General features: G+C 71.0%; 14 protein-coding genes, 1 tRNA gene and 1 rRNA gene. 3 read left to right on the top strand and 13 right to left on the bottom strand.

Annotated elements, in window-relative coordinates; genetic code table 11:
- Positions 1-53 precede the first annotated feature (53 nt).
- The gene (locus HCC61_RS13815) at positions 54-881 is read right to left on the bottom strand and encodes an AraC family transcriptional regulator (protein ID WP_346777182.1); all 828 of its coding nucleotides are present in this window, start codon (positions 879-881) and stop codon (positions 54-56) included.
- A 78-nt stretch (positions 882-959) separates the two neighbouring features.
- Here HCC61_RS13815 and HCC61_RS13810 point away from each other — a divergent pair, with 78 nt between their 5' ends.
- A complete protein-coding gene (locus HCC61_RS13810; RefSeq protein ID WP_169135733.1) occupies positions 960-5,786 on the top strand; it encodes a DEAD/DEAH box helicase in 4,827 nt (1,608 codons plus the stop codon).
- A 104-nt stretch (positions 5,787-5,890) separates the two neighbouring features.
- The gene (locus HCC61_RS13805) at positions 5,891-6,712 is read left to right on the top strand and encodes an Fpg/Nei family DNA glycosylase (RefSeq protein WP_169135732.1); all 822 of its coding nucleotides are present in this window, start codon (positions 5,891-5,893) and stop codon (positions 6,710-6,712) included.
- An 81-nt stretch (positions 6,713-6,793) separates the two neighbouring features.
- On the opposite strand, the gene HCC61_RS13800 is transcribed toward HCC61_RS13805, so the two are convergent.
- The 9 genes from HCC61_RS13800 to HCC61_RS13760 all read right to left on the bottom strand — a co-directional run bounded on the left by HCC61_RS13800 (position 6,794) and on the right by HCC61_RS13760 (position 21,660).
- The gene (locus HCC61_RS13800) at positions 6,794-7,165 is read right to left on the bottom strand and encodes a hypothetical protein (RefSeq protein WP_169135731.1); all 372 of its coding nucleotides are present in this window, start codon (positions 7,163-7,165) and stop codon (positions 6,794-6,796) included.
- Between the two features lie 217 nt (positions 7,166-7,382).
- A complete protein-coding gene (locus tag HCC61_RS13795) occupies positions 7,383-7,766 on the bottom strand; it encodes a helix-turn-helix transcriptional regulator (RefSeq protein ID WP_169135730.1) in 384 nt (127 codons plus the stop codon).
- Positions 7,767-7,896: 130 nt separating this feature from the next.
- Positions 7,897-8,460 carry a CinA family protein gene (locus HCC61_RS13790; RefSeq protein ID WP_346777181.1) on the bottom strand — a complete coding sequence of 188 codons (564 nt, stop codon included), beginning with the start codon at positions 8,458-8,460 and terminating at the stop codon, positions 7,897-7,899.
- Entirely contained in the window at positions 8,457-9,224 is a 768-nt protein-coding gene (pgsA, locus tag HCC61_RS13785; RefSeq protein ID WP_169135729.1) for a CDP-diacylglycerol--glycerol-3-phosphate 3-phosphatidyltransferase, read from the bottom strand. Before pgsA ends, HCC61_RS13790 begins: the two co-directional genes overlap by 4 nt.
- Positions 9,221-10,846, bottom strand: a complete 1,626-nt coding sequence (gene rimO / locus HCC61_RS13780) for a 30S ribosomal protein S12 methylthiotransferase RimO (protein ID WP_169135728.1) — start codon at positions 10,844-10,846, stop codon at positions 9,221-9,223. The genes pgsA and rimO overlap by 4 nt, the downstream gene beginning before the upstream one ends.
- Before the next feature lie 193 nt (positions 10,847-11,039).
- Positions 11,040-11,861 (bottom strand): helix-turn-helix domain-containing protein, encoded by an 822-nt coding sequence (locus tag HCC61_RS13775; protein WP_169135727.1) that lies wholly within the window; start codon positions 11,859-11,861, stop codon positions 11,040-11,042.
- 190 nt (positions 11,862-12,051) lie between these two features.
- Complete coding sequence (locus tag HCC61_RS13770) at positions 12,052-14,838, bottom strand: DNA translocase FtsK (RefSeq protein ID WP_169135726.1); 2,787 nt, start codon at positions 14,836-14,838, stop codon at positions 12,052-12,054.
- A gap of 165 nt (positions 14,839-15,003) precedes the next feature.
- Positions 15,004-15,714 carry a response regulator gene (locus HCC61_RS13765; protein ID WP_169135725.1) on the bottom strand — a complete coding sequence of 237 codons (711 nt, stop codon included), beginning with the start codon at positions 15,712-15,714 and terminating at the stop codon, positions 15,004-15,006.
- Positions 15,715-15,960: 246 nt separating this feature from the next.
- Positions 15,961-21,660, bottom strand: a complete 5,700-nt coding sequence (locus tag HCC61_RS13760; RefSeq protein ID WP_169135724.1) for a HAMP domain-containing protein — start codon at positions 21,658-21,660, stop codon at positions 15,961-15,963.
- A gap of 498 nt (positions 21,661-22,158) precedes the next feature.
- Between HCC61_RS13760 and HCC61_RS13755 the strand changes: the two genes are divergently transcribed.
- Positions 22,159-24,774 (top strand): SpoIIE family protein phosphatase, encoded by a 2,616-nt coding sequence (locus HCC61_RS13755; RefSeq protein WP_346777216.1) that lies wholly within the window; start codon positions 22,159-22,161, stop codon positions 24,772-24,774.
- A 77-nt stretch (positions 24,775-24,851) separates the two neighbouring features.
- Here the strand turns inward: HCC61_RS13755 and HCC61_RS13750 are convergent.
- The 3 genes from HCC61_RS13750 to rrf form a co-directional block, all read right to left on the bottom strand.
- A tRNA-Thr gene (locus tag HCC61_RS13750) sits at positions 24,852-24,924 on the bottom strand.
- Positions 24,925-25,029: 105 nt separating this feature from the next.
- Entirely contained in the window at positions 25,030-25,758 is a 729-nt protein-coding gene (locus HCC61_RS13745; RefSeq protein ID WP_346777215.1) for a DegT/DnrJ/EryC1/StrS family aminotransferase, read from the bottom strand.
- A gap of 61 nt (positions 25,759-25,819) precedes the next feature.
- A 5S ribosomal RNA gene (gene rrf, locus HCC61_RS13740) occupies positions 25,820-25,936 on the bottom strand.
- Position 25,937 lies beyond the last annotated feature (1 nt).

Genomic DNA, 25,937 nt, shown 5'->3' with positions numbered 1-25,937 from the left:
GGGACCGGTCGCCGGGCGGCGGCCAGGACTTCCACGCGATGCGTTCGGGCCGTTCACCTGGGACGCAGGCGCTCACGCTGGTAGGCGCCGGGCGGTACGCCCACGGTGCGCCCGAAGTGCCGGCTGAGGTGCGACTGGTCGGTGAAGCCCACCGCCGCGGCGGTCTCCGCGGGCGGCACACCGGAGTCGAGCAGGGTCCGCGCCCGGTGCACGCGGGCGTCGTTCAGCCAGGCGTGCGGCGGCATCCCGTACCGCTCGCGGTATGCGCGCAGCAGCGCGAAGGTGCCGGTAGCCAGCTCGCCCGCGAGCGCCTCCAGGGTGGGCGGATCGGCCATCCGCTCCTCCAGGACGGCGCGGGCGCGCTCGGCGGTACGGGCGCCCGCAGAGGCGACGGGGCGCGACGAGAGCGCGCCGCCGTACAGCCGGAGCACGCGGGCCACCACGATCCGCAGCAGGCTGTCCGCGGCGAGCGGCTGGCCGCCCTCCGCCGCGCGGTGCACGCCGGCGACGAGACGGGCGCTCCCGGAGTCGTGCACCACTGCGGCGACGAAGCCGGGGGTGCCGCGCAGCGGCGTGGTCTCGGCGGCGATCCGGGCGACGAGTCCGGGTGCCGGATACAGCACGTCGTAGCGCCAGCCCTCCGGAACGCCCGCGTGTGCCGAGTGCGGGACGCCGGGGTTGATCAGCGCGAGCCCGCCGGGCCCGGCACGGTGCTCGGTGCCGCGCTGCCGGAAGGCCTCCACGCCCTCGGTGACGGCCCCGATGACGTAGGCGTCATGCGTGTGCCGGGCGAACGTCTTGCGCAGATAACGGGCGTGCAGCAGATCGACGTCCGGCAGCATCGGATGCCGCCAGTGCCGTGCGCTCTCGCCCGCTCCCATGGGCCCCATTCTGCGCCGGGTGTCCGGGTCGCCCGGCGGTGAGGTGCGTTGTCAGTGGCGAGGTGCACGATGGACAGCATGGGTCAGACCTCGCCGGGCCCCTCATCGGGCTCCGCGCCGGACGCCTCGGCGGCCTCGGCGCTCGACGTCTTCTCCCCCGCGACCCGCGCCTGGTTCACGGGGGCGTTCCGCGCGCCCACCTCCGCGCAGGCGGGCGCCTGGCGGGCGCTGGCCGAGGAGTCGGACGCGCTGGTCGTGGCGCCCACCGGCTCGGGCAAGACCCTCGCCGCTTTCCTCGCCTCGCTCGACAGGCTGGCCTCCGCTCCCCCTCCGGCGGACCCGGTCAAGCGGTGCCGCGTGCTGTACGTCTCGCCGCTGAAGGCCCTCGCGGTCGACGTGGAGCGCAATCTGCGCAGTCCGCTGACCGGCATCCGCCAGGAGTCCGTGCGTCTCGGCCTGCCTGAGCCCGAGATCAGGGTCGGCATCCGCTCCGGTGACACCCCGGCCGCCGAGCGGCGCTCGCTGGCGCGCCGCCCGCCGGACATCATGATCACCACGCCGGAGTCGCTGTTCCTGATGCTCACCTCCGCCGCCCGTGAGGCCCTCTCCGGTGTGGAGACGGTGATCCTGGACGAGGTGCACGCGGTGGCCGGCACCAAGCGCGGTGCCCATCTCGCCCTGTCCCTGGAGCGGTTGGACGAGTTGCTGGAGCGGCCCGCACGCCGTATCGGCCTCTCCGCGACGGTGCGCCCGGTGGACGAGGTGGCGCGTTTCCTCTCACCGCAGCGCAAGGCCACGGTCGTGCAGCCGCCCTCCGGCAAGGAGTTCGACCTGTCGGTGGTGGTGCCCGTGGAGGACATGGGCGAGCTGGGCGGCTCGCCCGCGCAGGACGCCGCCGGCGGCGCGGGCTCCGGCGGGGGGCCCGGGGGCGGCGCGAAGCCCTCGATCTGGCCGTCCGTTGAGGAGCGCATCGCCGACCTCGTGCAGGCGCACCGCTCCACGATCGTCTTCGCCAACTCCCGCCGCCTCGCCGAGCGTCTGTGCAACAGGCTCAACGAGATCGCGTACGAGCGCGCCACGGGCGAGCCGATGCCCGAGCACCATTCGCCGGCGGAGGTCATGGCCGAGGCGGGGTCGGCGAAGGGAGCACCGCCGCTGCTGGCCCGTGCGCACCACGGCTCGGTCTCCAAGGACCAGCGCGCGGTGGTGGAGGAGGAGCTGAAGTCGGGGCGGCTGCCCGCCGTCGTCGCGACCTCCAGCCTGGAGCTGGGCATCGACATGGGCGCGGTGGACCTGGTCGTGCAGGTCGAGTCGCCGCCCTCGGTCGCGTCGGGGCTTCAGCGTGTGGGGCGTGCCGGGCATCAGGTGGGCGCCGTCTCGGCCGGTGTGGTCTTCCCCAAGTACCGCGGTGATCTGGTGCAGTCGGCGGTCGTCACGGAGCGGATGCGCGAGGGCGCGATCGAGGCGCTGCGCATCCCGTCGAATCCGCTGGACGTGCTGGCGCAGCAGCTGGTCGCGATGGTCTCGGTGGACACGTGGGACGTTGAGGAGCTGCTGCTGGTCGTGCGCCGCGCGGCGCCTTTCGCATCGCTGCCCGAGTCGGCGTACCACGCGGTGCTGGACATGCTCGCGGGCCGCTATCCGTCCGACGCCTTCGCGGAGCTGCGGCCGCGGCTGGTGTGGGACAGGGTCGCGCAGACGGTGACCGGCAGGCCGGGCGCCCAGCGGCTCGCCGTCACCTCGGGGGGCACGATCCCGGATCGCGGTCTCTTCGGTGTCTTCCTGGCGGGTGCCGATCCCAAGAAGGGCGGCGGCCGGGTCGGTGAGCTGGACGAGGAGATGGTCTACGAGTCGCGCGTGGGAGACGTGTTCACGCTGGGCACGACCTCGTGGCGGATCGAGGACATCACCCGGGACCGGGTGCTGGTCACTCCGGCTCCGGGCGTGCCCGGCCGGCTGCCGTTCTGGAAGGGCGATCAGCTGGGCCGCCCGCTGGAGTTGGGGCGTGCGCTGGGTGCGTTCCTGCGCGAGATCGGTTCGCTCGGCCGGGAGGACGCGCGGGGGCGGCTGTCCGCCGCGGGTCTCGACGAGCTGGCCGCCGGCAATCTGCTCGCGTATCTCGACGAGCAGCGCGAGGCCTGCGGCCATGTCCCGGACGACCGCACGATCGTGGTCGAGCGCTTCCGTGACGAGCTGGGCGACTGGCGGGTGGTGGTGCACTCGCCCTTCGGTGCGCAGGTGCACGCACCGTGGGCGCTGGCCCTGGGCGCCCGCCTCACCGAGCGGTACGGCATGGACGCCCAGGTCATGCACGCCGACGACGGTCTGGTGCTGCGCCTTCCCGACGCGGATGTGATGGGCCTCGACCTGCTGGAGGAGGCGGCCTCGGGTCCGCCGTCCGGCGGCGGCTCCGGCGCCGGCTCCGGCTCCGGTGGTGAGGTCGGCGGTGGCACGGCCTTCGACGACGGGCAGGCCCCGGTCGGCGTCTCCGACGTGCTGTTCGACGCGGGGGACGTCGAGCAGATCGTCACCGACCAGGTGGGCGGCTCGGCGCTCTTCGCGGCGCGGTTCCGTGAGTGCGCGGCGCGCGCCCTGCTGCTCCCGCGCCGGAATCCCGGGAAGCGCACCCCGCTCTGGCAGCAGCGGCAGCGCGCGGCCCAACTGCTCCAGGTCGCCTCGGAGTTCGGCTCGTTCCCGATCGTGCTGGAGGCGGTGCGGGAGTGCCTCCAGGACGTCTTCGACGTGCCGGGTCTCACGGAGCTGATGGGCGACGTCGAGGCCCGCCGGGTGCGCGTGGTCGAGGTGACCACGACCGACCCGTCCCCCTTCGCCCGCTCACTGCTCTTCGGCTATGTCGCGCAGTATCTCTACGAGGGGGATTCGCCGCTGGCGGAGCGCCGTGCGGCGGCCCTCTCGCTGGACTCCCGGCTGCTGGCCGAGCTGCTGGGCCAGGCGGAGCTGCGCGAGCTGCTCGACCCGGAGGTCCTGGCGGAGCTGGAGCGGGAGTTGCAGTGGCTCAGCGAGGACCGCCGCGTGAAGGACGCCGAGGGCGTCGCCGATGTGCTGCGGCTGCTGGGTCCCCTGACGGCGGACGCGCTGCGGGAGCGCGGCGCGGATCCGCGGTGGGCGGCGGAGCTGGAGTCGGCCCGGCGGGCGATCCGCGTCCGCGTCGCCGGGGAGGAGCGCTTCGCGGCGGTGGAGGACGCGGGCCGTCTGCGGGACGCTCTGGGCGCGGCGCTGCCGGTGGGTGTCCCGGAGGCGTTCACGGAGCCTGTGCCCGACCCGCTCGGCGACCTCCTCTCCCGTTACGCCCGTACGCACGGGCCGTTCGTGTCCGCCGACGCCGCCGCGCACTTCGGGCTGGGCACCGCCGTGGCGGAAGGGGCGTTGCAGCGGCTCGCGGCGAGCGGGCGACTCGTGCAGGGCGAGTTCCATCCCGCCGGGGTGGGCCAGGAGTGGTGCGACGCCGCGGTGCTGCGCCGGCTGCGGCGCCGCTCGCTCGCCGCGCTGCGGCAGGAGCTGGAGCCGGTGCCCGCCTCGGCCCTCGCCGCGTTCCTGCCGCAGTGGCAGCACATGTCCCCGTCGGGCTCCGGCAGCGTGCGCGGAATCGACGGACTGATGCGCACCGTCGAGCAGTTGCAGGGCGCGCCGGTGCCCGCGTCGGCGCTGGAGAAGCTGGTCCTCCCGGGCCGCGTACGCGACTACGGCCAGGGCATGCTGGACGAACTCACCACATCCGGTGAGGTCTTGTGGGCCGGTGCGGGTTCGCTGCCCGGCAAGGACGGCTGGCTGTCGCTGTATCCGGCGGATTCGGCGCCGCTGCTGCTGCCGCCCCCGCTGCCGGTGGAGCTGACCCCGCTCCATCAGGCCGTGCTGGATGCGCTGGCCCCGGGATACGGCCTGTTCTTCCGTCAGATCGCCGACCATGTGCGTGCCACCGCGGAGCCGGAGGCGACCGATCCGCGGCTCGCCGACGCCCTCTGGGACCTGGCCTGGTCCGGCCGCGTCTCCAACGACACGCTCGCACCGCTTCGCGCCCTCCTCGGCTCCGGGCGTACGGCGGGTTCGACGGCGCACCGCGCCAAACGTGCCGTGCCGCGCGGGCGTTACGGCTCGCTGACCGCGGCCGCCACCCGCAGCGGTACGAACCGGCCGACCGCTTCCCGTAACGGCCCGCCGACCGTCGCGGGCCGCTGGTCCCTGCTTCCGGCCGCCGAGACGGACGCGACGCACCGTGCGCACGCCCTTGCCCGTACGCTCCTCGACCGGCACGGCGTCGTCACGCGGGGAGCGGTGGCGGCCGAGGGAGTAGAGGGCGGTTTCTCCGCGGCGTACAAGGTGCTGTCCGCGTTCGAGGAGAGCGGGCAGGCACGGCGCGGATATGTCGTGGAGGGCCTGGGCGCGGCCCAGTTCGCCATGGACGGCGCCATCGACAGGCTGCGCGCGGTGCACACGGCGCGCGAGCGCGAGCAGCACTTCCGCGCGGTGGTGCTGGCCGCGGCCGACCCGGCGAACGCCTACGGCGCGGCCCTGCCCTGGCCCGATCCTCCCGAGGGTGCGACGCACAAGCCGGGGCGCAAGGCGGGCGCCGTGGTCGTCCTCGTCGACGGTGAGCTGACGATCTATATGGAGCGGGGCGGCAAGACGCTGCTGGTGTGGCCGGGGGCGTCGTCGCCGGACGGCGTCACGGCCCCGGCCGGCGCCGTCACGGACGCGGCGGGCGGTGTGCCCGCACCGGTCACGGCGGCAGAGGCCCTGGCGCGAGCGGCGCTGGAGGGTGCGCTCGGCACGGTCACCGTGGAGCGCGTCAACGGATCGCCCGCCCTCTCCTCGCCGTTCGGCACTCTCCTGGAGAGCGCCGGTTTCCATGCCACTCCGCGCGGTCTGCGGCTGCGGGCGCGATGACCGCCGTGACTTGTGCGACCTGCCCACCGACGGCCGTGCGCCGGCCGACTGCCGGTCCGCCGCGGCGACTTGACGCACCGACGGCTCTGCGAGGGTGAGTTCTCATGCCCGAAGGAGACACCGTCTGGTATACGGCGCGGCGCCTGCACGAGGTGCTGGCGGGGAAGCCGCTGACACGCACCGACTTCCGCGTCCCCCGGCTCGCGACCACCGATCTCGCCGGGCGCCGGGCTCTGGAGGCGGCGCCCCGCGGCAAGCACCTCCTGATCCGCGTCGAGGGCGGCCTCACCGTCCACTCCCATCTCGGAATGGAGGGCGCCTGGCGGGTGAGCACCCCCGAGCGGCCCGCGCGGGGCGGTGCCGGCCCGTCTCATCAGATCCGTGCGGTGCTCGCGACGGCCGCGGGCACGGCCACCGGCTACCGACTTCCACTCCTCGAACTGCTGCGCACCGACGAGGAGGCCGCGGCCCTGGGGCATCTGGGCCCCGACCTGCTGGGCCCCGACTGGGATGCGCCGGAGGCCCTGCGCCGCCTGCTCGCCGACCCCGGCCGGCCCCTCGTGGAGGCCCTTCTGGATCAGCGCAATCTCGCGGGCATCGGCAACGTCTACGCCGCCGAGCTGTGCTTCCTCGCGGCCGTCTCGCCCTGGACACCCGTCGGTGAACTGCCGCCGCACAGGCTGGAGAAGCTGGTCGCCGCCGCCCGCAATCTCCTCGACGCCAACAAGGACCGCCTCGACCGCCGTACCACCCAGGCCGCCGCGCGCACGGGCCCCGACCGCGACCGCGCGCTGTGGGTGTACGGACGCACCGGCAGGCCCTGCCACCGCTGCGGCACCCCGGTGCGTACGGGCCGGCACGGTCCGCCCGACAGCCCCCGCACCGCCTTCTACTGCCCGCGCTGTCAGCCGGGCCCCCACCCTTAGCTGCCCCCACGGGCCCCGGATCCGCGACGAGCCCTCGCCACCGACGGTCGACATGCCCCTCGAACTCGCCCGCTCCGCCCGTCAGTTCGCCGTATCCGCTCCCGGCCCGCCCGCGCCCGTACCCTCACCCGTCCCCGTGCGCTCCCACCCCAGCCGCCGGCCCCACTCGTATTCCTGGGCCGGGCGGCGCACCCTCGGCTCCCCTCCCCGGCGCCGCGGTGCCGTCAACGTCACGTGGACGGGCAGCAGCCCCAGCCCCCACCCGAGCACCGGGGCCATGGCCCCGGCCGGTGGCGCCGTGTGAGCCGTCAGCCGCCATACGAGCCACGCCGCGACCATCGCGGCGGCGGCAGTCAGGACCCGGCGAGCAGGCAGCCGCCGTATGCACCCCGCCATCTCCGCACCTCCCGCACAGCCCGGCCTCGGGCCACGTTCGCCCGCCGTCGTGCTCATGGTCGCGTACTCTCCGCGACCACGCGACAGCAGTACGAATCAGCTGGACCGCCGGGCGGAGCGACCCCGCACAGACCGGCGGCGACGAGCCGCACGAACAGCGAGACGCCCCCACGCACGGAACCCGCGGCCGCCGGTCGGCAGACAGCGAGAGGCCCCGCCGGACGAACCGGCGGGGCCTCTCGGTGAACTCTCGTGCTCTCCGTCCGAACGAGCCTCAGGCCGCAACCACGTCGACTGCCTCCGCGGGCGCCTTGATCGTGACCCGCTCCTCCGGAACGCCTGTGACGGATGTCACGGAGACCGGGTTGAGGACAGTGCGCCGCATCGGGGCCGGCACGGTCTCGCTCGCAGCGGACTCGGCCAGCTCCGCGAGCGCCAGCTCGTCGCTGACCTCCCGCATGAGCTCCGACATCCGCACGTCCAACGCGTCGCAGATCGAAGACAGCAGCTCCGAGGAGGCTTCCTTCTGGCCACGCTCGACCTCGGAGAGATACCCGAGCGAAACCCGGGCAGATGAAGAGACTTCGCGCAGGGTACGTCCCTGGCGCTGGCGCTGCCGACGCAGCACGTCACCCAGCAGGCGACGGAGCAGAATCATCGGTGCTCCTCCCTCTCAACGCGCGGCGTCTTCCACAGCTTGATACCCACCACCCCATCGGGCGTGAATCCTTCAGGCTCCACCGTACCGCCTCGGGCTGCACCCGTGCGGGGAGCTATCTCGTGTTCACTCAGGGCTGCAAACAACCATTCCCCCCGTCTTGTTCCTTACCCTTCTTCCGCGCATTCCCTGCCAGTTCACCTTGCAGCAGGCCCAGAACGCCACTCACGCTCCGCTTGCGGATCTCCGCGCGGTCGCCGTCGAACTTCAGCGCGCGGCACACGGTCCCGTGCGGTCCCGCGACGGCGACGAACACCGTGCCCACGGGCTGACCGTCCTGTTCGTCGGGGCCGGCGACCCCGGTCGTGGACACTCCCCAGGAAGCGCTGAGCGCCGCCTGTACGCCCTCGGCCATGGCGCGGGCCACATCCTCGTCGACGGCGCCCCGCTCCTCCAGCAGCGCCCCGTCGACGCCCAGCAGCTCCCGCTTCAGATCCGTCGCATACGCCGTGACCGAGCCGCGGAACGCCCGCGACGACCCCGGAGCGGCCGTGATCTCCGCGGCCACCATGCCGCCGGTGAGCGACTCGGCGACGGCCAGCGTCTCCCCTCGCTCCACCAGCAGCTCCAGCACGTGCGCCGCCACGTCGAAGTAGTCCTCTTCCCGTTCGGCGGGGGCCGGTACGTCTGTCACGGCTGCTCCGGCCCGGCAGACGCCGCGGGACCGGCGGGCTCCGGAGGCTCCCTCCGCCCGCCGGGGTCCGCGTCCGCGTTCCGTGCCGCGGCCGCCTCCCGCTCGCGGGCGCGGCCCGCCCGGCGCAGCACGACCGCCTGCCGTACGTAATCCAGCCCCGTCACCACCGTCAACGCGACGGCCACCGCCATGACCCACCAGCGCAGCGTCGCCAGGGGGCCGGTCAGCACCAGCACGTACATGCCCACGGCGACGCCCTGGGCGAGGGTCTTCAGCTTGCCGCCCCTGCTGGCGGGGATGACGCCGTGCCGGATCACCCAGAACCGCATCGCCGTGATGCCCAGCTCGCGGAAGAGGATCACGCCGGTGACCCACCAGGGCAGATCGTCCAGCACGGAGAGACAGGCCAGCGCCGCACCCATGATCGCCTTGTCCGCGATGGGGTCGGCGATCTTGCCGAAGTCGGTGACGAGGTCGTACCGGCGGGCCAGTTCACCGTCGAAGAGGTCCGTGATCATGGCGACGGTGAACGCGGCCCAGGCGAACGAACGCCATGCCGGATCGTGCCCGCTGTGCCACAGCATCAGCGTCACGAAACCGGGGACGAGCAGGAGCCGCACCATCGTGAGGATGTTGGCGACGTTCCACAGACTCACCCGGCGGACCGCCCCCGCGGCGGCACCGGGAAGTGACTCGTACTGGGGCTTGTGCTGGGGTTTGGCCATCGCACCACCACTCGCCGCGGAGGCCGGCACTCCCGTCATCCGCCGGCCTCCTTGCTGCCTGTGCCGCCCCCGTCGCCCCCCTCGGCACCGGTGTGCAGCGGCTCGGCGACCAGGTCCACGCCCTCAGCGGCGACGACTTTCGCCTCGACCATACGTCCGATCGCGGAGTCCCGTAGTGGTGCGGGACCGCCTCTCAGCAGCACCTGGCCGTCGGTCTCGGGCGCCTGGTGCGCGGCGCGGCCGACCAGCACGGTGCCGGCCTCGCCCGGTCCGTACGCCTCGTCGCGCTCCTCGCCGTCGTCGTCTCCCACGCTCTCGACGAGCACGTGCACCGTCTCGCCGAGCCGCTCCTCGGCACGCTGCGCGGTGAGTTCCTCCGCGAGGCGGGAGACCCGCTCCAGGCGCTCCGCGACGACGTCGGGGTCGTTCTTCTCCTCGTATCCGGCGGCCTCGGTGCCGTCCTCGTCGGAGTATCCGAAGACGCCGATCGCATCCAGCCGCGCCTGCCCGAGGAAGCTCTCGAGCTCCGCGACGTCGGCCTCGGTCTCCCCGGGGAAGCCCACGATGAAGTTCGAACGGACGCCCGCCTGCGGCGACTTGGACCTGATCGTCTCCAGCAGCCCGAGGAAGCGCTCGGTGTCGCCGAAACGCCGCATCGCCCGCAGCACCCCGGGAGCCGAGTGCTGGAAGGACAGGTCGAAGTACGGGGCGACCTTCTCCGTGTGCGTCAGTACGTCGATCAGGTCCGGCCGCATCTCGGCGGGCTGGAGATAGCTGACCCTGATCCGCTCGATGCCCTCCACGGCGGCCAGTTCCGGCAGCAGCGTCTCAAGGAGCCGGATGTCGCCCAGGTCCTTGCCGTAGGAGGTGTTGTTCTCGGAGACGAGCATGACCTCCCGCACGCCCTGCCCGGCCAGCCAGCGCGTCTCCGTCAGCACGTCCGAGGGCCGCCGCGAGATGAACGAGCCGCGGAAGGACGGGATCGCGCAGAACGAGCACCGCCGGTCGCAGCCGGAGGCCAGCTTCACCGACGCCACGGGGCTGTCGCCCAGGCGCCGCCGCAGCGGTGCCCGCGGCCCGGACGCCGGTGCGACTCCGTCCGGCAGGTCCTCGGGCGCAGTCGTGGCACCCGCCTCACCGGCCTCATCCGGGCCCGGACCCGTGTGCGTGCCGTGGCCCGGCAGCGCCACCCCCGGACCCGCGCCCTGACGCTCCGCCGGACTGATGGGCAGCAGCTTGCGGCGGTCCCTGGGGGTGTGCGGGGCGTGCACGCCTCCGCCGAGGATGGTCCGCAGCCGGTCGGAGATGTCGGCATAGTCGTCGAAGCCCAGCACGCCGTCGGCCTCGGGAAGGGCCTCCGCCAGCTCCTTGCCGTAACGCTCGGCCATGCAGCCGACCGCCACCACGGCCTTGGTACGGGAGCCGCCCTCGTCCGGACTCCCGCCGGACTTCAGGTCGTTGGCCTCGAGGAGGGCGTCCACCGAGTCCTTCTTGGCGGCCTCGACGAATCCGCAGGTGTTGACCACGGCGACGTCGGCCTCCGCGGCCTCCTCCACGAGGTCCCAGCCGTCCGCCGCCAGGCGGCCTGCCAGCTCTTCGGAGTCGACTTCGTTACGGGCGCAGCCAAGCGTGACAAGGGCGACGGTGCGGCGTTCGGGCATGGACTCAGCGTACTTCGTCACGTCCCGCCCACCAGCCGCAGGTGAGACTGCGGCTGGTGGGCGGGACGCGCTGGGGCCGAGACCCTGCGGTACCGGGCGCCGGTGCCCAGGTCAGGGAGTCCGACCTGTCGACGGGTCGACAGATGGTCACGTCGCTTCGCGGCCGGACCGCGGATGCGACGGATCCGCGGACCTAGCCGGCTTCCGGATCGCCCCGGGTGTAGCTGACGCGCTGTACCTGGCCTTCTTCGCCGACGTTCCTGACCTCTTTGCCGTTGACGTAGAGCTTCACGCCGCCGGCGTTGCCGAGCACGAGGCTGATGCGCTTGTCGTCGGTGAAGACCTTGCTCTTGCCGTTCTTCAGCACGCCTTCGTGGACCAGGCGCCCGTTGTGGTCACGTGCGGAGATCCAGACGTCCTTCTCCGCCGTCATCTGGACAGTCACCTTGTCGGCCGGAGCCGCGGCGATGGCGCTGTCGGACGGCGCGACGGTCTCGGACGGCTTCTGGTCCTCGGGGGGCGAGGTCTCGGGCGGCCTGGAGGGGGTGTCCGTCTCCGTCGGCCTCGCTGAGGGGGTCTCCTTCGCCTTGGACGGCTCGGAGCCACCGCCTCCCCCGACGAGGGTGAAGCCCACGAACCCGACCACCGCGACGATCGCGGCGACCATCGCGGCCGTCCAGTTGGGCCTGCGCCGCTCCGGGCGGATCCGCTCCGCTTCGAAGAGGGCGGCAGGCGGGGTCGGCTGCGGTCTTCCCCCGTGTTCCTCGTCGTACTGCGCGACGAGTTCCTGTGGGTCCAGACCGACTTCTCTGGCCAGTGTGCGGACGTGCCCGCGGGCGTAGACGTCCCCGCCGCAACGGGAGAAGTCGTCCGCTTCGATCGCCTGCACAATGGGGACGCGCACTCTCGTAGACGTACTGACTTCGTCGACCGTCAGCCGTGCTTCGATACGGGCTTGTCGGAGGGCTTGACCGACCGTTGGACGGTCCTCTTCCGCTTCGTTGCCGATGGACACGGGGGCGCCTTTCGAGCGTGTAGCCACCTGCTGGACGTTCAGTCTAGGGGCGGGGCAAAAGAGTGGGGCAAGCGGGCGGACGAACTTTGTACGCCATCAGGATCGTCGTACCGCCTGACTTCGGACACCTCTGCCCGCTCCCGTCTCCAACTTGACTTATACGCCCGGGAAACGGTTGCCTCACTCGTCCTTACGGGTGAGACTCCCCGCGGATCACGGCCAGCACACCATCGAGTTCGTCGGGCTTGATCAACACGTCACGTGCCTTCGAGCCCTCGCTCGGCCCGACCACCCCGCGCGACTCCATCAGGTCCATCAGCCGGCCCGCCTTGGCGAAGCCCACCCGCAGCTTCCGCTGGAGCATCGACGTCGAGCCGAACTGCGTGGAAACGACCAGCTCGGCGGCCTGGCACAGCAGGTCCAGATCGTCGCCGATCTCCTCGTCGATCTCCTTCTTCTTGCTCTGCCCGACGACCACGTCGTCCCGGAAGACCGGGGACATCTGCTCCTTGCAGTGGGTGACGACCCCGTGGATCTCCTCCTCGCCGACGAACGCTCCCTGCATCCGGACCGGCTTGTTCGCGCCCATCGGAAGGAAGAGCGCGTCCCCCTTGCCGATCAGCTTCTCGGCACCGGCCTGGTCGAGGATGACGCGGCTGTCGGCTAGGGAGGAGGTGGAAAAGCCCAGCCGGGACGGCACATTGGCCTTGATCAGGCCGGTGACGACGTCGACGGAGGGGCGCTGCGTGGCCAGCACCAGATGGATGCCCGCGGCACGCGCGAGCTGTGTGATCCGGACGATCGCGTCCTCGACGTCCCGCGGCGCCACCATCATCAGGTCCGCCAACTCGTCGACGATGACGAGGAGATAGGGATACGGCGCCAGTTCGCGCTCGCTGCCCTCCGGCGCCGTGGCCTTCCCGCTGCGCACCGCCGAGTTGAAGTCGTCGATGTGGCGGTAGCCGTACGCGGCCAGGTCGTCGTAGCGCAGATCCATCTCGCGCACGACCCACTGGAGCGCCTCGGCGGCCTTCTTCGGGTTGGTGATGATGGGCGTGATGAGGTGCGGAATGCCTTCGTATGCGGTGAGTTCGACCCGCTTGGGGTCGACCAGCACCATGCGTACGTCCTCCGGGGTGGCACGGGCCAGGACAGAGGTGATGAGGCAGTTGATGCACGAGGACTTGCCGGAGCCCGTGGCGCCCGCGATCAGTATGTGCGGCATCTGGGCGAGATTGGCCGAGACATAACCCCCCTCGACGTCCTTGCCGAGACCGACGAGCATCGGGTGCTCCTCGCCGGAGGACTCGGCGGAGCGCAGCACGTCACCGAGATTGACCATCTCCCGGTCGCTGTTGGGGATTTCGATGCCGACCGCGGACTTGCCCGGGATGGGACTGATGATCCGCACGTCCGGACTGGCCACGGCCAGGGCGATGTTCTTCGTCAGTGCCGTGATCTTCTCGACCTTCACCGCGGGACCCAGCTCGATCACGTAACGGGTGACGGTCGGCCCGCGGGTGAAGCCGGTGACGGCGGCGTCCACCTTGAACTCGGTGAAGACGTTGGTCAGTTGCTCCACGACCCGGTCGTTGGCCGCACTGCGCGTACGTCCCGGGCCGCCCCGTTCCAGAAGGTCGAGGGAGGGCAGCGAGTAGGTGATGTCGCCGGAGAGCTGGAGCTGTTCGGCACGCGGCGGCAGCGCCTCGGGATCGCGCTGCGCCGGTGGTGACTTCGTCAGATCGGGGACGGGGGTGTCCTCGCGGCGGGCGGCACCCCCTCGCGGGCTCCCCCGCCGCGTACCGGGCGGAGACACGTCGGAGTCCGTCGGCGAGGCGTCGCCGCCCTCGCCGTCGCTCCCGGCCCCCTCGGCTGCCTTGCGCCGCTCGCCGGACGAGACGCCGCTGCTCAGATCCGCTACGAGCGGCGAAGGCTGCACGCCGTGCAGCAGCGCTCCGTCGAGCGATGCCGCGGCGCCCGCGGCCAGGTCCACCGACTCGTCGCCCCGTCCCGCGGCACCCGCGGCGGTGCCGCCGCGGCGCGCACGGCCCTTGCGCGCGGACCGGCGGCTGTCCAGGGCCGCCTTCTCCGCCTGCGCGGGGTCGATGTACTCCTTGCGCATGCTGTGGGCGCGCCCGCGTCCCGGGCCCGCGGTGCGCTCCGCCTCGTCCTCGTCGTCCCCGAACTCCCTTGCCGCGGCAGGGGGATCGGCGAGCCCGAGTCGTACGGCGAGGGCGCGCAGCCGCCGCGGAATCGCGTTGACGGGGGTGGCGGTGACCACCAGCAGCCCGAAGAGGGCGACCAGCACCAGCAGCGGCAACGCCAGCGCCCCGCCGACCGTCTCGATGAGAGGCCGCGAAGCCGCCCAGCCGATGAGCCCGCCCGAATCCTGGATCGCGCTCTCGCCCGCGCCCCGGCCCGGCGCGCCGCACGCGATGTGCACCAGCCCCAGGCCGCCGATGACGAGCGCCGAAAGCCCCACGACGATACGGCCGTTGGCCTCCGGCTTCTCCGGGTGCCGGATGAGCCGTACGGCGATCACGCCGAGGAGTACCGGCACCAGCAGATCGAGCCGTCCGAAGGCGCCGGTGATCAGCATCTTGACGAGGTCGCCGACGGTGCCCTTGAGGTTGGACCAGGTGCCCGCCGCGACCACCAGGGCGATACCGAACAGCAGCAGCGCCAGGCCGTCCTTGCGGTGGGCCGGGTCGAGACCCTTGGTGCTGCGCCCTATGCCGCGGAAGAGCGCCCCGACGGTATGTGCGACGCCCAGCCAGCAGGCGCGCACCAGCCGGTAGACGCCGCCGGTGGGTGAAGGAGCAGGCTTGCGCGCCGCTTTGGCCTTCCCCTTGGGCGCCGGCTTCTTGGCCGCCGTCTTCCTGGCGTTGGCCTGCTTCGCCGGCGCCTTCTTCGCGGCAGCCTTCTTCGCGGGCGCTTTCTTGGCTGCCTTTCCGGCGCCGGACGTACGAGAGGCCATGGTGGTGAGGTTACCGTCGTCGGGGCGGTCAGGGCACGAACGGCCGTGCGGCGCGGGCGTGATGCTCCGTACCGCCTCCGCGCGGCCGGCCGGGGCCGGGCCGGCAACGCTGACGGGGTTTCAGCCGCGGCCGCGCACCTCCGCGAACTCCCCTGCCGGTACGGGTCAGTTCTGCGATGGGACCTGCGCGGAGGCTCCGCCGCCCGCTCCCGGCTCCAGGGCGTCCAGCGCCCTGCGAAGCCCGGTGATCTTACGTTCGAGATGCGCGGCCGTGGCGACGGTAGCCGACTCGGCGCTGTCGCCCAGCTGCTTGGAGAGCGCCTCGGCCTGCTCCTCGACGGCCGCGAGACGGGCGGAGAGCTCGGCCAGGAGCCCGGGCGGCTCGGTGCCTTCCTCCTCCTGCTCCGTGCTCTCGGCGGCCGTCTGCCCCGCGCCGCTGCCGTTCTCCAACTGCCGCCGCAGCAGCGAGGCCTGCTCCCGCAGCTGAACGTTCTTCATGTACAGCTCGACGAAGACGGAGACCTTCGCGCGCAGCACCCACGGGTCGAACGGCTTGGAGATGTAGTCCACCGCACCTGCCGCATAACCGCGGAAGGTGTGGTGCGGTCCATGGTTGATGGCCGTCAGGAAGATGATCGGGATGTCGCGCGTACGCTCCCGGCGCTTGATGTGGGCCGCCGTCTCGAAGCCGTCCATGCCCGGCATCTGCACATCGAGCAGAATGACCGCGAAGTCGTCCGTCAGCAGCGCCTTGAGCGCTTCCTCCCCTGACGATGCCCGCACCAGTGTCTGATCGAGCGCGGAGAGAATGGCCTCCAGCGCCAGCAGATTCTCCGGCCGGTCATCGACCAGGAGGATCTTGGCCTTCTGCACCATGGCCCGTCCTCCTCGCCCCGGCAGTCTGTCCGACGCCGCCCGTGGGGGCCGCTCATCCACAGCGCCGCCCGTCCTTGTGCGGGTCATCGTAGCCGCACGCCGGTGTTCGCCACACCCTGTCACCGTGATGTCACTGTGCACACAGCGGAAACGCCTCAAGAGACCGAAAGGTTCCCGGTCGTCCGCACTTCCACACGCCTTGGACACACTGTGTCAGCGCCCGGCCGCTACCAGCACCGTGCCACATCAGCGCGCGCTCATCCACTCCTGCATGACGGTGAGCAGATGGTCGGTGTCCACCGGTTTCGTGACGTAGTCGGACGCCCCGGACTCGATGCTCTTCTCCCGGTCGCCCTTCATCGCCTTGGCCGTCAGCGCGATGATGGGCAGGCCCGCGAACTGCGGCATCTTCCGGATCGCCGCCGTCGTCGCGTAGCCGTCCATCTCGGGCATCATGATGTCCATCAGCACCACGGTCACGTCGTCGTGCTGCTCCAGCACCTCGATGCCCTCGCGGCCGTTCTCGGCGTAGAGGACCTGAAGTCCGTGCTGTTCCAGCACACTTGTGAGCGCGAACACATTCCGGATGTCGTCGTCGACGATGAGCACCTTCTCGCCGCCGAAGTCGGCGCCCGGGCCCGGCTCGACCAGGTCCTGCCCGCTGTGCAGCCAGGAGTCGTCACGGGAGCCGGCACCCTTCTCGCCCTCCTCCGCGGCACCGGAGCCGGGCCCCGCCGATCCGGTGCCCGAGGCCGTACGGCCGTAGCGCGCTCCCTGCCCGCCGCGGCCGTTCTGCAACGCCCGGGGCTCGGGCTGCGCCTCGGGGGGCAGTTCGGGCTGCTGCCCGGGCTCTCCGCTGCGCCGGCGGCGGCGCCGTACCAGTGAGGCCGCGGCGCGCTCGGCCTCCGTGGCGGCGACGTCGCCGGCCGACTGCTGCTGCGACTCCTCGTCGCCGGCGGCGGCCTCCCCGGCGACGCCCTCGCCCCCGGCGGCTTCCTCCTCGGGCTCCTCGGTCCGCTCCAGCGGCTCGATGCGCTCGGCAGCCGCGGCTCCGGTCTCCGCGGCCGCGGAGACCGCGAGCGTGCCCGAGCCGAGCTGCGCATAGCCGTGGGGCGGCAGTTCGGTCGGGTGCAGCGGCAGGTAGAGCGTGAAGGTGGAGCCGCGGCCCGGCTCGCTCGCGGCGTAGATCTCGCCGCCCAGCAGCCGGGCGATCTCACGGCTGATGGACAGGCCCAGGCCCGTGCCGCCGTACTTGCGGCTGGTCGTGCCGTCCGCCTGCTTGAACGCCTCGAAGATGACCCGCATCTTGCTCGCCGCGATGCCGATTCCCGTGTCGGTCACCGAGAAGGCGATCAGCTCCGCGTCGGCGTCCAGCAGCGATCCGTGCTCCAGCATCTGCTCCCTGATCACGTCGGGAACGTCCGCGTGTGCGGAGCGGATCACCAGCTCGACCGCGCCGGTGTCGGTGAACTTCACCGCGTTCGACAGCAGGTTGCGCAGCACCTGGAGGAGCCGCTGCTCGTCGGTGTGGAGCGTGGCGGGCAGCTCGGGTGACACGCGTACGGAGAAGTCGAGGCCCTTCTCGGCCGTGAGCGGCCGGAATGTGGCCTCCACGTAGTCGACGAGCTGCACGAGCGCGATGCGCGTCGGGCTGACGTCCATCTTGCCCGCCTCGACCTTCGACAGATCGAGGATGTCGTTGATCAACTGGAGCAGGTCGGACCCGGCTCCGTGGATCGTCTCGGCGAACTCGACCTGCTTCGGGGAGAGATTGCTCTCCGCGTTGTCCGCCAGCAGCTTGGCCAGGATGAGCAGCGAGTTGAGCGGCGTACGCAGCTCGTGGCTCATGTTCGCCAGGAACTCGGACTTGTAGCGCATCGAGACCGACAGCTGCTCGGCGCGCTCCTCCAGCACCTGCCGCGCCTCTTCGATCTCGCGGTTCTTGATCTCGATGTCGCTGTTGGTCTGCGCGAGCTGCTCGGCCTTCTCCTCCAGCTGCGCGTTGGACTCCTGGAGGGCGCGCTGCCTGTTCTCCAGCTCCTCGGAGCGCTCACGCAGCTGCTCGGTCAGCTCCTGGGACTGCTGGAGCAGGACCTCGGTCTTCGTGTTGACGCTGATCGTGTTGACGCTCGTGGCGATCATCTCGGCGATCTGGTTCAGGAAGTCCTTCTGGATCTGCGCGAACGGCTGGAACGCGGCCAGCTCGATGACGCCGAGGATCGTCCCCTCGAAGACGACGGGCAGCACGATGACGTGCGCGGGCGGCGCCTCCCCCAGCCCGGAGGAGATCTTCAGATAGCCGGGCGGCGCGTTCTCCACGAGGATCGTCCGCGCCTCCTTCGCCGCCGTGCCGACGAGGGATTCGCCCGGCGTGAAGGTCGTCGGCATGGCGTCGGTCGTGTAGCCGTAGCTGCCGACCATGCGCAGCTCGTAGTTGCCGTCGGCGCTGTGGTCCGCGCCGATGCCCACGTCCTCCTTGTCCTCACCGGTGGAGAAGGCGAGGAAGAAGGCGCCGTGCTGCGCGGACACGACGGGCGTCAGCTCGCTCATGATCAGCCCGGCGACGTCCTTCAGGTCGCGGCGCCCCTGCATGAGGCCGGAGATCCGCGCGAGGTTGCCCTTGAGCCAGTCCTGCTCCTGGTTGGCGAGGGTGGTCTCGCGGAGGTTGGCGATCATCGTGTTGATGTAGCCCTGGAGCTGGAGGATCTCGCCGGCGGCCTCGACGTCGATGCGTACGTTGTGATCGCCGCGCGTCACGGCGGTGGCGACGTCGGCGATGGCGCGCATCTGGCGGGTGAGGTTGGAGGCCATCTCGTTCACCGAGTCGGTCAGGTCCTTCCACGTGCCCGCGACCCCGCGCACGCGTGCCTGACCGCCCAACTGGCCCTCGGTGCCCACCTCTCGGGCCACCCGCGTCACCTGCTCGGCGAAGGAGGAGAGCTGGTCGACCATCGTGTTGATCGTCGTCTTCAGCTCCAGGATCTCTCCGTTGGCCTCGATGTCGATCTTCTTGGTGAGGTCACCGCGGGCGATGGCCGTGGTGACCATCGCGATGTTGCGGACCTGGCCTGTGAGGTTGGACGCCATCGAGTTCACGGACTCGGTCAGGTCCTTCCACGTGCCGGCGACGCCGGCCACCCGCGCCTGACCGCCGAGCACGCCGTCCGTACCGACCTCGCGGGCGACCCTGGTGACCTCCTCGGCGAACGTGGACAGCGCCGTCACCATCGTGTTGAGGGTGTCCGCGAGCTGCTCGACCTCGCCGCTCGCCTCGACGGTGACCTTCTTCGTCAGGTCTCCGTTGGCGACCGCGGTCGCGACCTGCGAGATGTTACGGACCTGGCTGGTGAGGTTGTTCGCCATCAGGTTGACGTTCTCGCTCAGGTCCTTCCAGATGCCGGTGACGCCCGGCACCCGCGCCTGGCCGCCGAGCATGCCCTCGGTGCCCACCTCACGGGCGACCCGGGTGACCTGCTCAGCGAACGAAGAAAGCTGGTCCACCATCGTGTTCACGGTCGTCACGAGCGCGAGGATCTCGCCCTTGGCGTCGACGGTGATCTTCTTCGAGAGGTCGCCGTCGGCGACGGCAGTGGTCACCTCGGCGATGTTCCGCACCTGTGAAGTCAGGTTGTTCGCCATGAAGTTGACGGACTGGGTGAGGTCCTTCCACGTACCCGATACGCCCTTGACCTCGGCCTGACCGCCCAGGATGCCCTCGGTGCCCACCTCGCGGGCCACCCGCGTGACCTGCTCCGCGAACGAAGACAGCTGGTCGACCATCGTGTTGAGGGTGTTCTTCAGCTCCAGGATCTCGCCCCGCGCGTCCACCGTGATCTTCTGCGAGAGATCACCGCGAGCCACCGCGGTCGCGACCTGGGCGATGTTGCGGACCTGGTCCGTGAGGTTACCGGCCATGCCGTTCACGGAGTCGGTCAGATCGCGCCAGACGCCCGCCACACCCGGCACCTGCGCCTGACCGCCCAGCCGTCCCTCCGTGCCGACCTCGCGGGCCACCCGCGTGACCTGCTCGGCGAACGAAGACAGTTGATCCACCATGGTGTTGATGGTGTTCTTGAGCTCGAGGATCTCGCCGCGCGCGTCGACCTCGATCTTCTGCGAGAGATCACCGCGAGCCACCGCGGTCGTCACCTGCGCGATGTTGCGCACCTGCGAAGTCAGGTTCCCCGCCATGAAGTTGACGGAGTCGGTCAGGTCCTTCCACGTACCGGAGACGCCGTCGACGCGGGCCTGACCGCCCAGGCGGCCCTCCGTACCCACGTCCCTGGCCATCCTCGTGACCTGCTCCGCGAACGAAGACAGCTGATCCACCATCGTGTTCACGGTGTTCTTCAGCTCCAGCATCTCGCCGGAGACGTCCACGGCGACCTTCTGCGACAGATCGCCGTTGGCGACCGCAGTCGTCACCTGCGCGATGTTGCGCACCTGTCCGGTGAGGTTGCGGAACGCCGTGTTGACGGAGTCCGTCAGGTCCTTCCACGTGCCGCCCGCCCCGGGCACCTGCGCCTGGCCGCCCAGTTCGCCCTCGACGCCGATCTCCCGTGCGACGCGGGTGACTTCCGCACCGAAGGACGAGAGCTGGTCGACCATCGTGTTGACCGTCGTCTTCAGCTCCAGCATCTCGCCGGAGACGTCCACGGTCACCTTCTGCGACAGATCGCCGTTCGCCACCGCAGTCGTCACCTGCGCGATGTCCCGCACCTGAGCGGTGAGATTGCGGAACGCCGTGTTGACGGAGTCCGTCAGGTCCTTCCAGATGCCCGCGGCGCCCGGTACCTGCGCCTGGCCGCCGAGCACGCCCTCCGTGCCGACCTCGTTGGCCGCACGGGTCACCTCGTCCGCGAACGTACGAAGCGTCTCCGTCATCGTGTTGATCGTCTCGGCAAGCTGGGCGACCTCGCCCCGCGCGTTCACCGTGATCTTCTGCGACAGGTCGCCGTTGGCGACCGCAGTCGTCACCTGTGCGATCTCGCGGACCTGGGAGGTGAGATTGCCCGCCATGAGGTTGACGGAGTCCGTGAGGTCCTTCCATACGCCCGCGACGCCCTGCACCCGGGCCTGGCCGCCGAGTTCCCCCTCGGTGCCGACCTCGCGGGCGACCCTGGTCACCTCGGACTGGAACGAGGAGAGCTGGTCGACCATCGTGTTGACGGTGTTCTTCAACTCCAGCATCTCACCGGCCACATGGACGGTGACCTTGCGTGACAGATCGCCCTTGGCGACCGCAGTCGTCACGAGTGCGATGTCCCGTACCTGAGCGGTCAGCCGGGACGCCATCGTGTTGACGGAGTCGGTGAGGTCCTTCCAGGAGCCGGACATGCCGCGCACCCGCGCCTGGCCGCCCAGCTTGCCCTCCGTGCCGACCTCGCTGGCGACGCGCGTCACTTCGTCCGTGAAGGCGGAGAGCTGGTCGACGAGCCCGTTGACCGTACGCCCGACCTTGAGGAACTCACCGCGCAGCGGGCGACCGCTGCCGTCGGCACCGCGCGAACGCAGATCCATCCGCTGCTCTAGGTCGCCCTCGGCGACCGCCGTCAGCACTCTGCCGACCTCGGACACGGGCCTGACGAGGTCCTCCACCAGGGCGTTCGACGCGTCGATCGCCGCCGCCCACGAGCCTTCGCACGTACCGGTCTCCAGCCGCTCCGTGAGCTTGCCCTCGCGGCCCACCACGCGCCGTACTCGCGCCAGCTCACCGGTGAGATGGAGATTCTGGTCCGCGACCTCGTTGAAGACCGCCGCGATCTCCGCCATCGGCCCGTCTCCCGTGACGGTCAGGCGTTTACGGAAGTTACCGTCCCGCATGGCCGTAAGAGCCGTCAGCAGCCGATTGACGGATGCCGCGTCGACCTCGATCGTCCCGCTCTTCCGGGAGCGGCTGCTCTTCGCGCGCGCACTCTTGCTACGCACCGCTGCGCCAGACTCCACCGTGTCCCTCCCGAAGGGTCGACCGTCCTGCCGTCATACCCGGGCTTTCGCTTCGAGCCTTCCCAGTGTTTCACCCTGCCCGAACCAGGCGATAACAGTTCGGCAGCATGGCACACGGCTCTCCACACACCCCGGACGGAAAACACACTGGATCCGGCACCCGCGCACACTGCGAACGTAAGTAACCTGGCTTCCGGCTGTCCATCCGTCCCGTGTTGCGGGCAGAGCAACGAAAAGTGCGAATCGTGTGGAAGCGCACGAACGGGGCGGGGCAGCTGCGAGAGCATGAAAGGCAACGGAGGGGCGCCGCGGGTGACGCAAGAGCACAGCGCCGAGCGCGGGGGCACAGTCGCGGACGGCGGCATGAGTCTCCCGAACGGCGACGGGGACGGCCCCGTGGCCGGCAGCCCGGCAGCACCCGTCATCGCTGCACGGCACGCCCCTCCGGGCGCGGACGGTGCGCGGGCGGGCAGCGAGCATCGATACAAGGGGAGACGAGTGATCACCGCGAGGGCAGCGGCCACGTTCGAGCCTGTCGGACGTTCCGTCGCGACGGCCCGTGCCTTCGTACGGGACACCCTCCAGGGCTGGGGCCTGGGCGACATCGTCGACGATGCCGTCGTCCTGACCAGCGAGCTCGTCACCAACGCGGTGGTGCACGCCGGCACGGCCGCCGAAGTCGTGTGCCTGCGCGACGGCGAGAGCGTCCGCATCGAGGTCGTCGACCGCTATCCCGAGCGCGAACTGCCGCTCCAGGACCCGGCGCACGTCCTCGGCAGCCCCGACCGCGAAGGCGGCCGCGGCCTGCTGCTGTGCGCAGCGCTCGCCTCCCACTGGGGCGTCGACTACACGGCCGCCGACAAGCGCGTCTGGTTCAGCCTCGACCTGCCGGAACGTCCCGTCGGCACCCGTGCCGCCGGTCCCGCGCTGCCCGACGACGCGCTCCCCGTCGCGGACGCCCGCGTGCACGTGGCCGTGATCCAGGTCGACCGCCAGGGCGCGATCGCCGCCTGGAACGAGGACGCGCAGCAGCTCTTCGGATACCCGGCCGAGCAGGTCACCGGCAAGCCCCTCACCGACTTCGCCGCCTGGCCCCACACCCCTGGCACCAGCACGGGCATCGCCGAGGCGCTCCAGCTCTCCCGCTGGGAGGGCTCGTACGGGCTGCGCGACGCCGACGGACGTACGATCCCCGTCTACGCCTCCCACCTGCGCGTGCGGGACAGCGACGGAGAGCCGTCCACGGTGTGCCTGCTCGTACGCGACCATGAACGTGCCGTACTCCAGTCCCCGTTGCGCAGCCCGGCACCGGACTCCGCGAGCCGCCAGGAAACCGGAGAGGGTCCCATCGACCCCTTCGAAATCTTCATCGGTTCTCCGGCCCCGGACGACCTGGACGGCTTGCTCCAGCGAACAGTCGAGCGGGCACGCGACATGCTCGACGGCGACTCCGCCTACCTGCTGCTGGCCACGGACGACGAGACCGAGCTCGAAGTACGCGCGTCCACCGGCCTGCCGTCCGCGCGTCAGCGCTTCGCCCGCGTACCGGTCGAGGCAGGCACCGGACGCTACGGCTCGGCGCGCATGCCCTCCGTGCACGAAGACCTCACGGTCGTCCCGGGCGCCGTCCCGCTGCTCGCGGGCACCGGCATGCGTTCCGTCGTCACCGTCCCGCTCAAGGTCGAGGGCCGCCTGACGGGTTCGCTGGGCGTCGCCACCGAGTCGCCGGGCCGCTACACGAACGAGGAGGCGCTGCGCCTCCAGTTCGCCGCCGACCGCATCGCGCTCGCCGTCGAGCGGGCACGCCTCACCGAGCTGGAGCGGCTGCGCCGCGGCTCGCTCTCCTTCCTCGTCGAGGCCTCCGACCTGCTGGCCGGCACGCTCGACCGGGACCAGACGCTGGCGCTGATGGCACAGATGACGGTCCCCACCCTCGCCGCATGGTGCGCGGTCTACACCGTCACCGATCCGGGTTCCGACCCCAAGCTGTCGTACGTACTGCACGAGGACGAGGACCGCATCGACCACCTCAAGGCCCTGCTCAACAAGGTCGATCCACCGGATCCGGTGCCCACTCCGGGAGCCCGCGTGTGGAGCGCGCCGTCGGACGCGGCGCACTCGGCGGCGCTGCGCAGCTCGCTCCGCACGGTGGTGCTCGGCGAGGAGGAGCACCACCTCTCGCCGGGCTCGACTCGCGCCACGGCGGCGGCAGTCGGCGGCGAGACCGTCGTCCTCCCCCTTGTCGCCCGTAACCGCGTCATCGGCATGCTCACCCTCGGCAAGCCCGCAGAGGAACGGTTCCGCCAGGAGATCCTCGAACTCGCCGAAGACCTCTCCCGCCGTGCCGCACTGGCCCTCGACAACGCGAGGCTCTACTCGGAGCGCACGGCGATCAGCCAGTCCCTCCAGCGCAGCCTGCTCCCGCCCGAACTCCCCGAAGTCAGCGGCGGAGTCGAGGTCGAGGTCATCTACCGCGCGGCAGGCGAGGGCAACGAGGTCGGCGGCGACTTCTACGACCTGTTCGACATCTCCGAGGGCACCTACGGCTTCGCCATCGGCGACGTCTGCGGCACAGGTCCGGAGGCCGCCGCGGTGACCGGCCTCGCCCGGCACGCGCTGCGCCTCCTCGCCCGCGAGGGATTGGGCGGTCCCGCGGTACTGGACCGGCTCAACACCGCGATCCTCGACGAGGGCGCGCGCAGTCGCTTCCTGACCCTGCTCTACGGGGAGTTGCGTCCGCAGCACGACGGCAGCGCCGAGCTCAAGGTCGTCTGCGCGGGCCACCCGCTTCCGCTGCGCCTCCGCCAGGACGGCAGCGTCGAGCCAGCCGCGGATCCGCAGCCGCTCCTCGGCGTCATGGACGACCTCGAGCTGTACGAGCAGACCGTCTTCCTCGACCCCGGCGACGTCCTGGTGTGTGTCACGGACGGCGTGACCGAACGCCGCGAAGGCACCCGCATGTTGGGCGACGACGGCCTCACCGACGTGCTGACGAGCTGCACGGGGCTGACGGCGGGAGCCGTCGCCGCACGCGTCATGCGCGCCGTGGAACGGTTCGCGACCGCAGCGCCTTCGGACGACATGGCGATCCTGGCGATGCGAGTGCCGGAGTAGTCCGCACACGAGGCAAACAAGAAGAGGCTTCCGTCCGACGACGAAAGCCTCTGTTTCACTCCAACTCGCTTGCTGAGAGCCCCAAAACGGAATCGAACCGTTGACCTTCTCCTTACCATGGAGACGCTCTGCCGACTGAGCTATTGGGGCGCGCTGCGGCGGCGACGATCTTACCCGACGCGGCGGGGTGCTCCCGCCGCCGGTACCTTCGCCCACCGCCACTTCGCTGCCTCGCGCAGTCGGCTGCCGACGTCCTCAGCAGGCCGCGTCGAGCAGCAGCCCGCCGAGCCCGTTGCACGCGGACACCAGCCGGTGCAGTTCGCGCTTCGTCATGGAGGTCTCAAGCGGAAGCGCCAGCGTCTCCGCGGCGGCCCGCTCCGACTCCGGCAGCCACACGTCGCTGCGGAACTCCGTCGTGCGGTGCGCAGGGGTCTTCACGGGTACGTAGCAGGCCACGCCGCGAGCCCGCAGCGCGCTCTTGAACGCGTCCCTGTCGGGCCGCCCGTTCCCGGGCACACGCACCACGTACTCATCGAAGGAGTGCTGCACTCCCATAGCCACTGTGGGTATGACCACGCCCCGAAGTCGTCTCTCCAGATACTCGGCGAACTGCCGGCGCCGAGTCGCATCGACCGACACCACCGACGGCCCGGGATCCGGATCGATCACCTTCAGCCCGCGCCGCTGCGCCACCTCCCGCAGACACACCATGTCCGCGGGGTGGCCGAAGAGATGTACGGGCGCGATCGCCACGGTCCGGTCCGTCACGGCCGCTTCGACAGCCGCCGGGGACAAGCAGAAGCTCAGCGGATCTATGTCCGCGAACACAGGGCGGGCCCCCACCGCCCTTACAGCGCCTGCCACTTCGGCCCCGCCGAAGGCCGGCACCACGACCTCGTCTCCGCTTCCTACACCCACACCCGTCATCTCAGTCGCGCTCATGGCGCCGATGGTGAGGGCGGAAAATGAACTGCCGGTGACCACATGAATAAGGGCTGTGGTTCCGGCACTTAACAGTCCCGGAACCACAGCCCCTTTACTAATAGTTCGGCGGTGTCCTACTCTCCCACACGCTCCCGCATGCAGTACCATCGGCGCAGTAAGGCTTAGCTTCCGGGTTCGGAAAGTAACCGGGCGTTTCCCTCACGCTATGACCACCGAAA

The organism is Streptomyces sp. HNM0575, assembly GCF_012726265.1.
GTDB lineage: Bacteria > Actinomycetota > Actinomycetes > Streptomycetales > Streptomycetaceae > Streptomyces.
This window is presented reverse-complemented; position numbering and strand designations above follow the sequence as displayed.

What these genes read in the sequence shown, in the direction of transcription:
- HCC61_RS13815 (WP_346777182.1), bottom strand. Translation starts at nt 881, where the DNA reads ATGGGAGCGGGCGAGAGCGCACGGCACTGGCGGCATCCGATGCTGCCG.
- HCC61_RS13810 (WP_169135733.1), top strand. Translation starts at nt 960, where the DNA reads ATGGGTCAGACCTCGCCGGGCCCCTCATCGGGCTCCGCGCCGGACGCC.
- HCC61_RS13805 (WP_169135732.1), top strand. Translation starts at nt 5,891, where the DNA reads ATGCCCGAAGGAGACACCGTCTGGTATACGGCGCGGCGCCTGCACGAG.
- HCC61_RS13800 (WP_169135731.1), bottom strand. Translation starts at nt 7,165, where the DNA reads ATGAGCACGACGGCGGGCGAACGTGGCCCGAGGCCGGGCTGTGCGGGA.
- HCC61_RS13795 (WP_169135730.1), bottom strand. Translation starts at nt 7,766, where the DNA reads ATGATTCTGCTCCGTCGCCTGCTGGGTGACGTGCTGCGTCGGCAGCGC.
- pgsA (WP_169135729.1), bottom strand. Translation starts at nt 9,224, where the DNA reads ATGACGGGAGTGCCGGCCTCCGCGGCGAGTGGTGGTGCGATGGCCAAA.
- rimO (WP_169135728.1), bottom strand. Translation starts at nt 10,846, where the DNA reads ATGCCCGAACGCCGCACCGTCGCCCTTGTCACGCTTGGCTGCGCCCGT.
- HCC61_RS13770 (WP_169135726.1), bottom strand. Translation starts at nt 14,838, where the DNA reads ATGGCCTCTCGTACGTCCGGCGCCGGAAAGGCAGCCAAGAAAGCGCCC.
- HCC61_RS13765 (WP_169135725.1), bottom strand. Translation starts at nt 15,714, where the DNA reads ATGGTGCAGAAGGCCAAGATCCTCCTGGTCGATGACCGGCCGGAGAAT.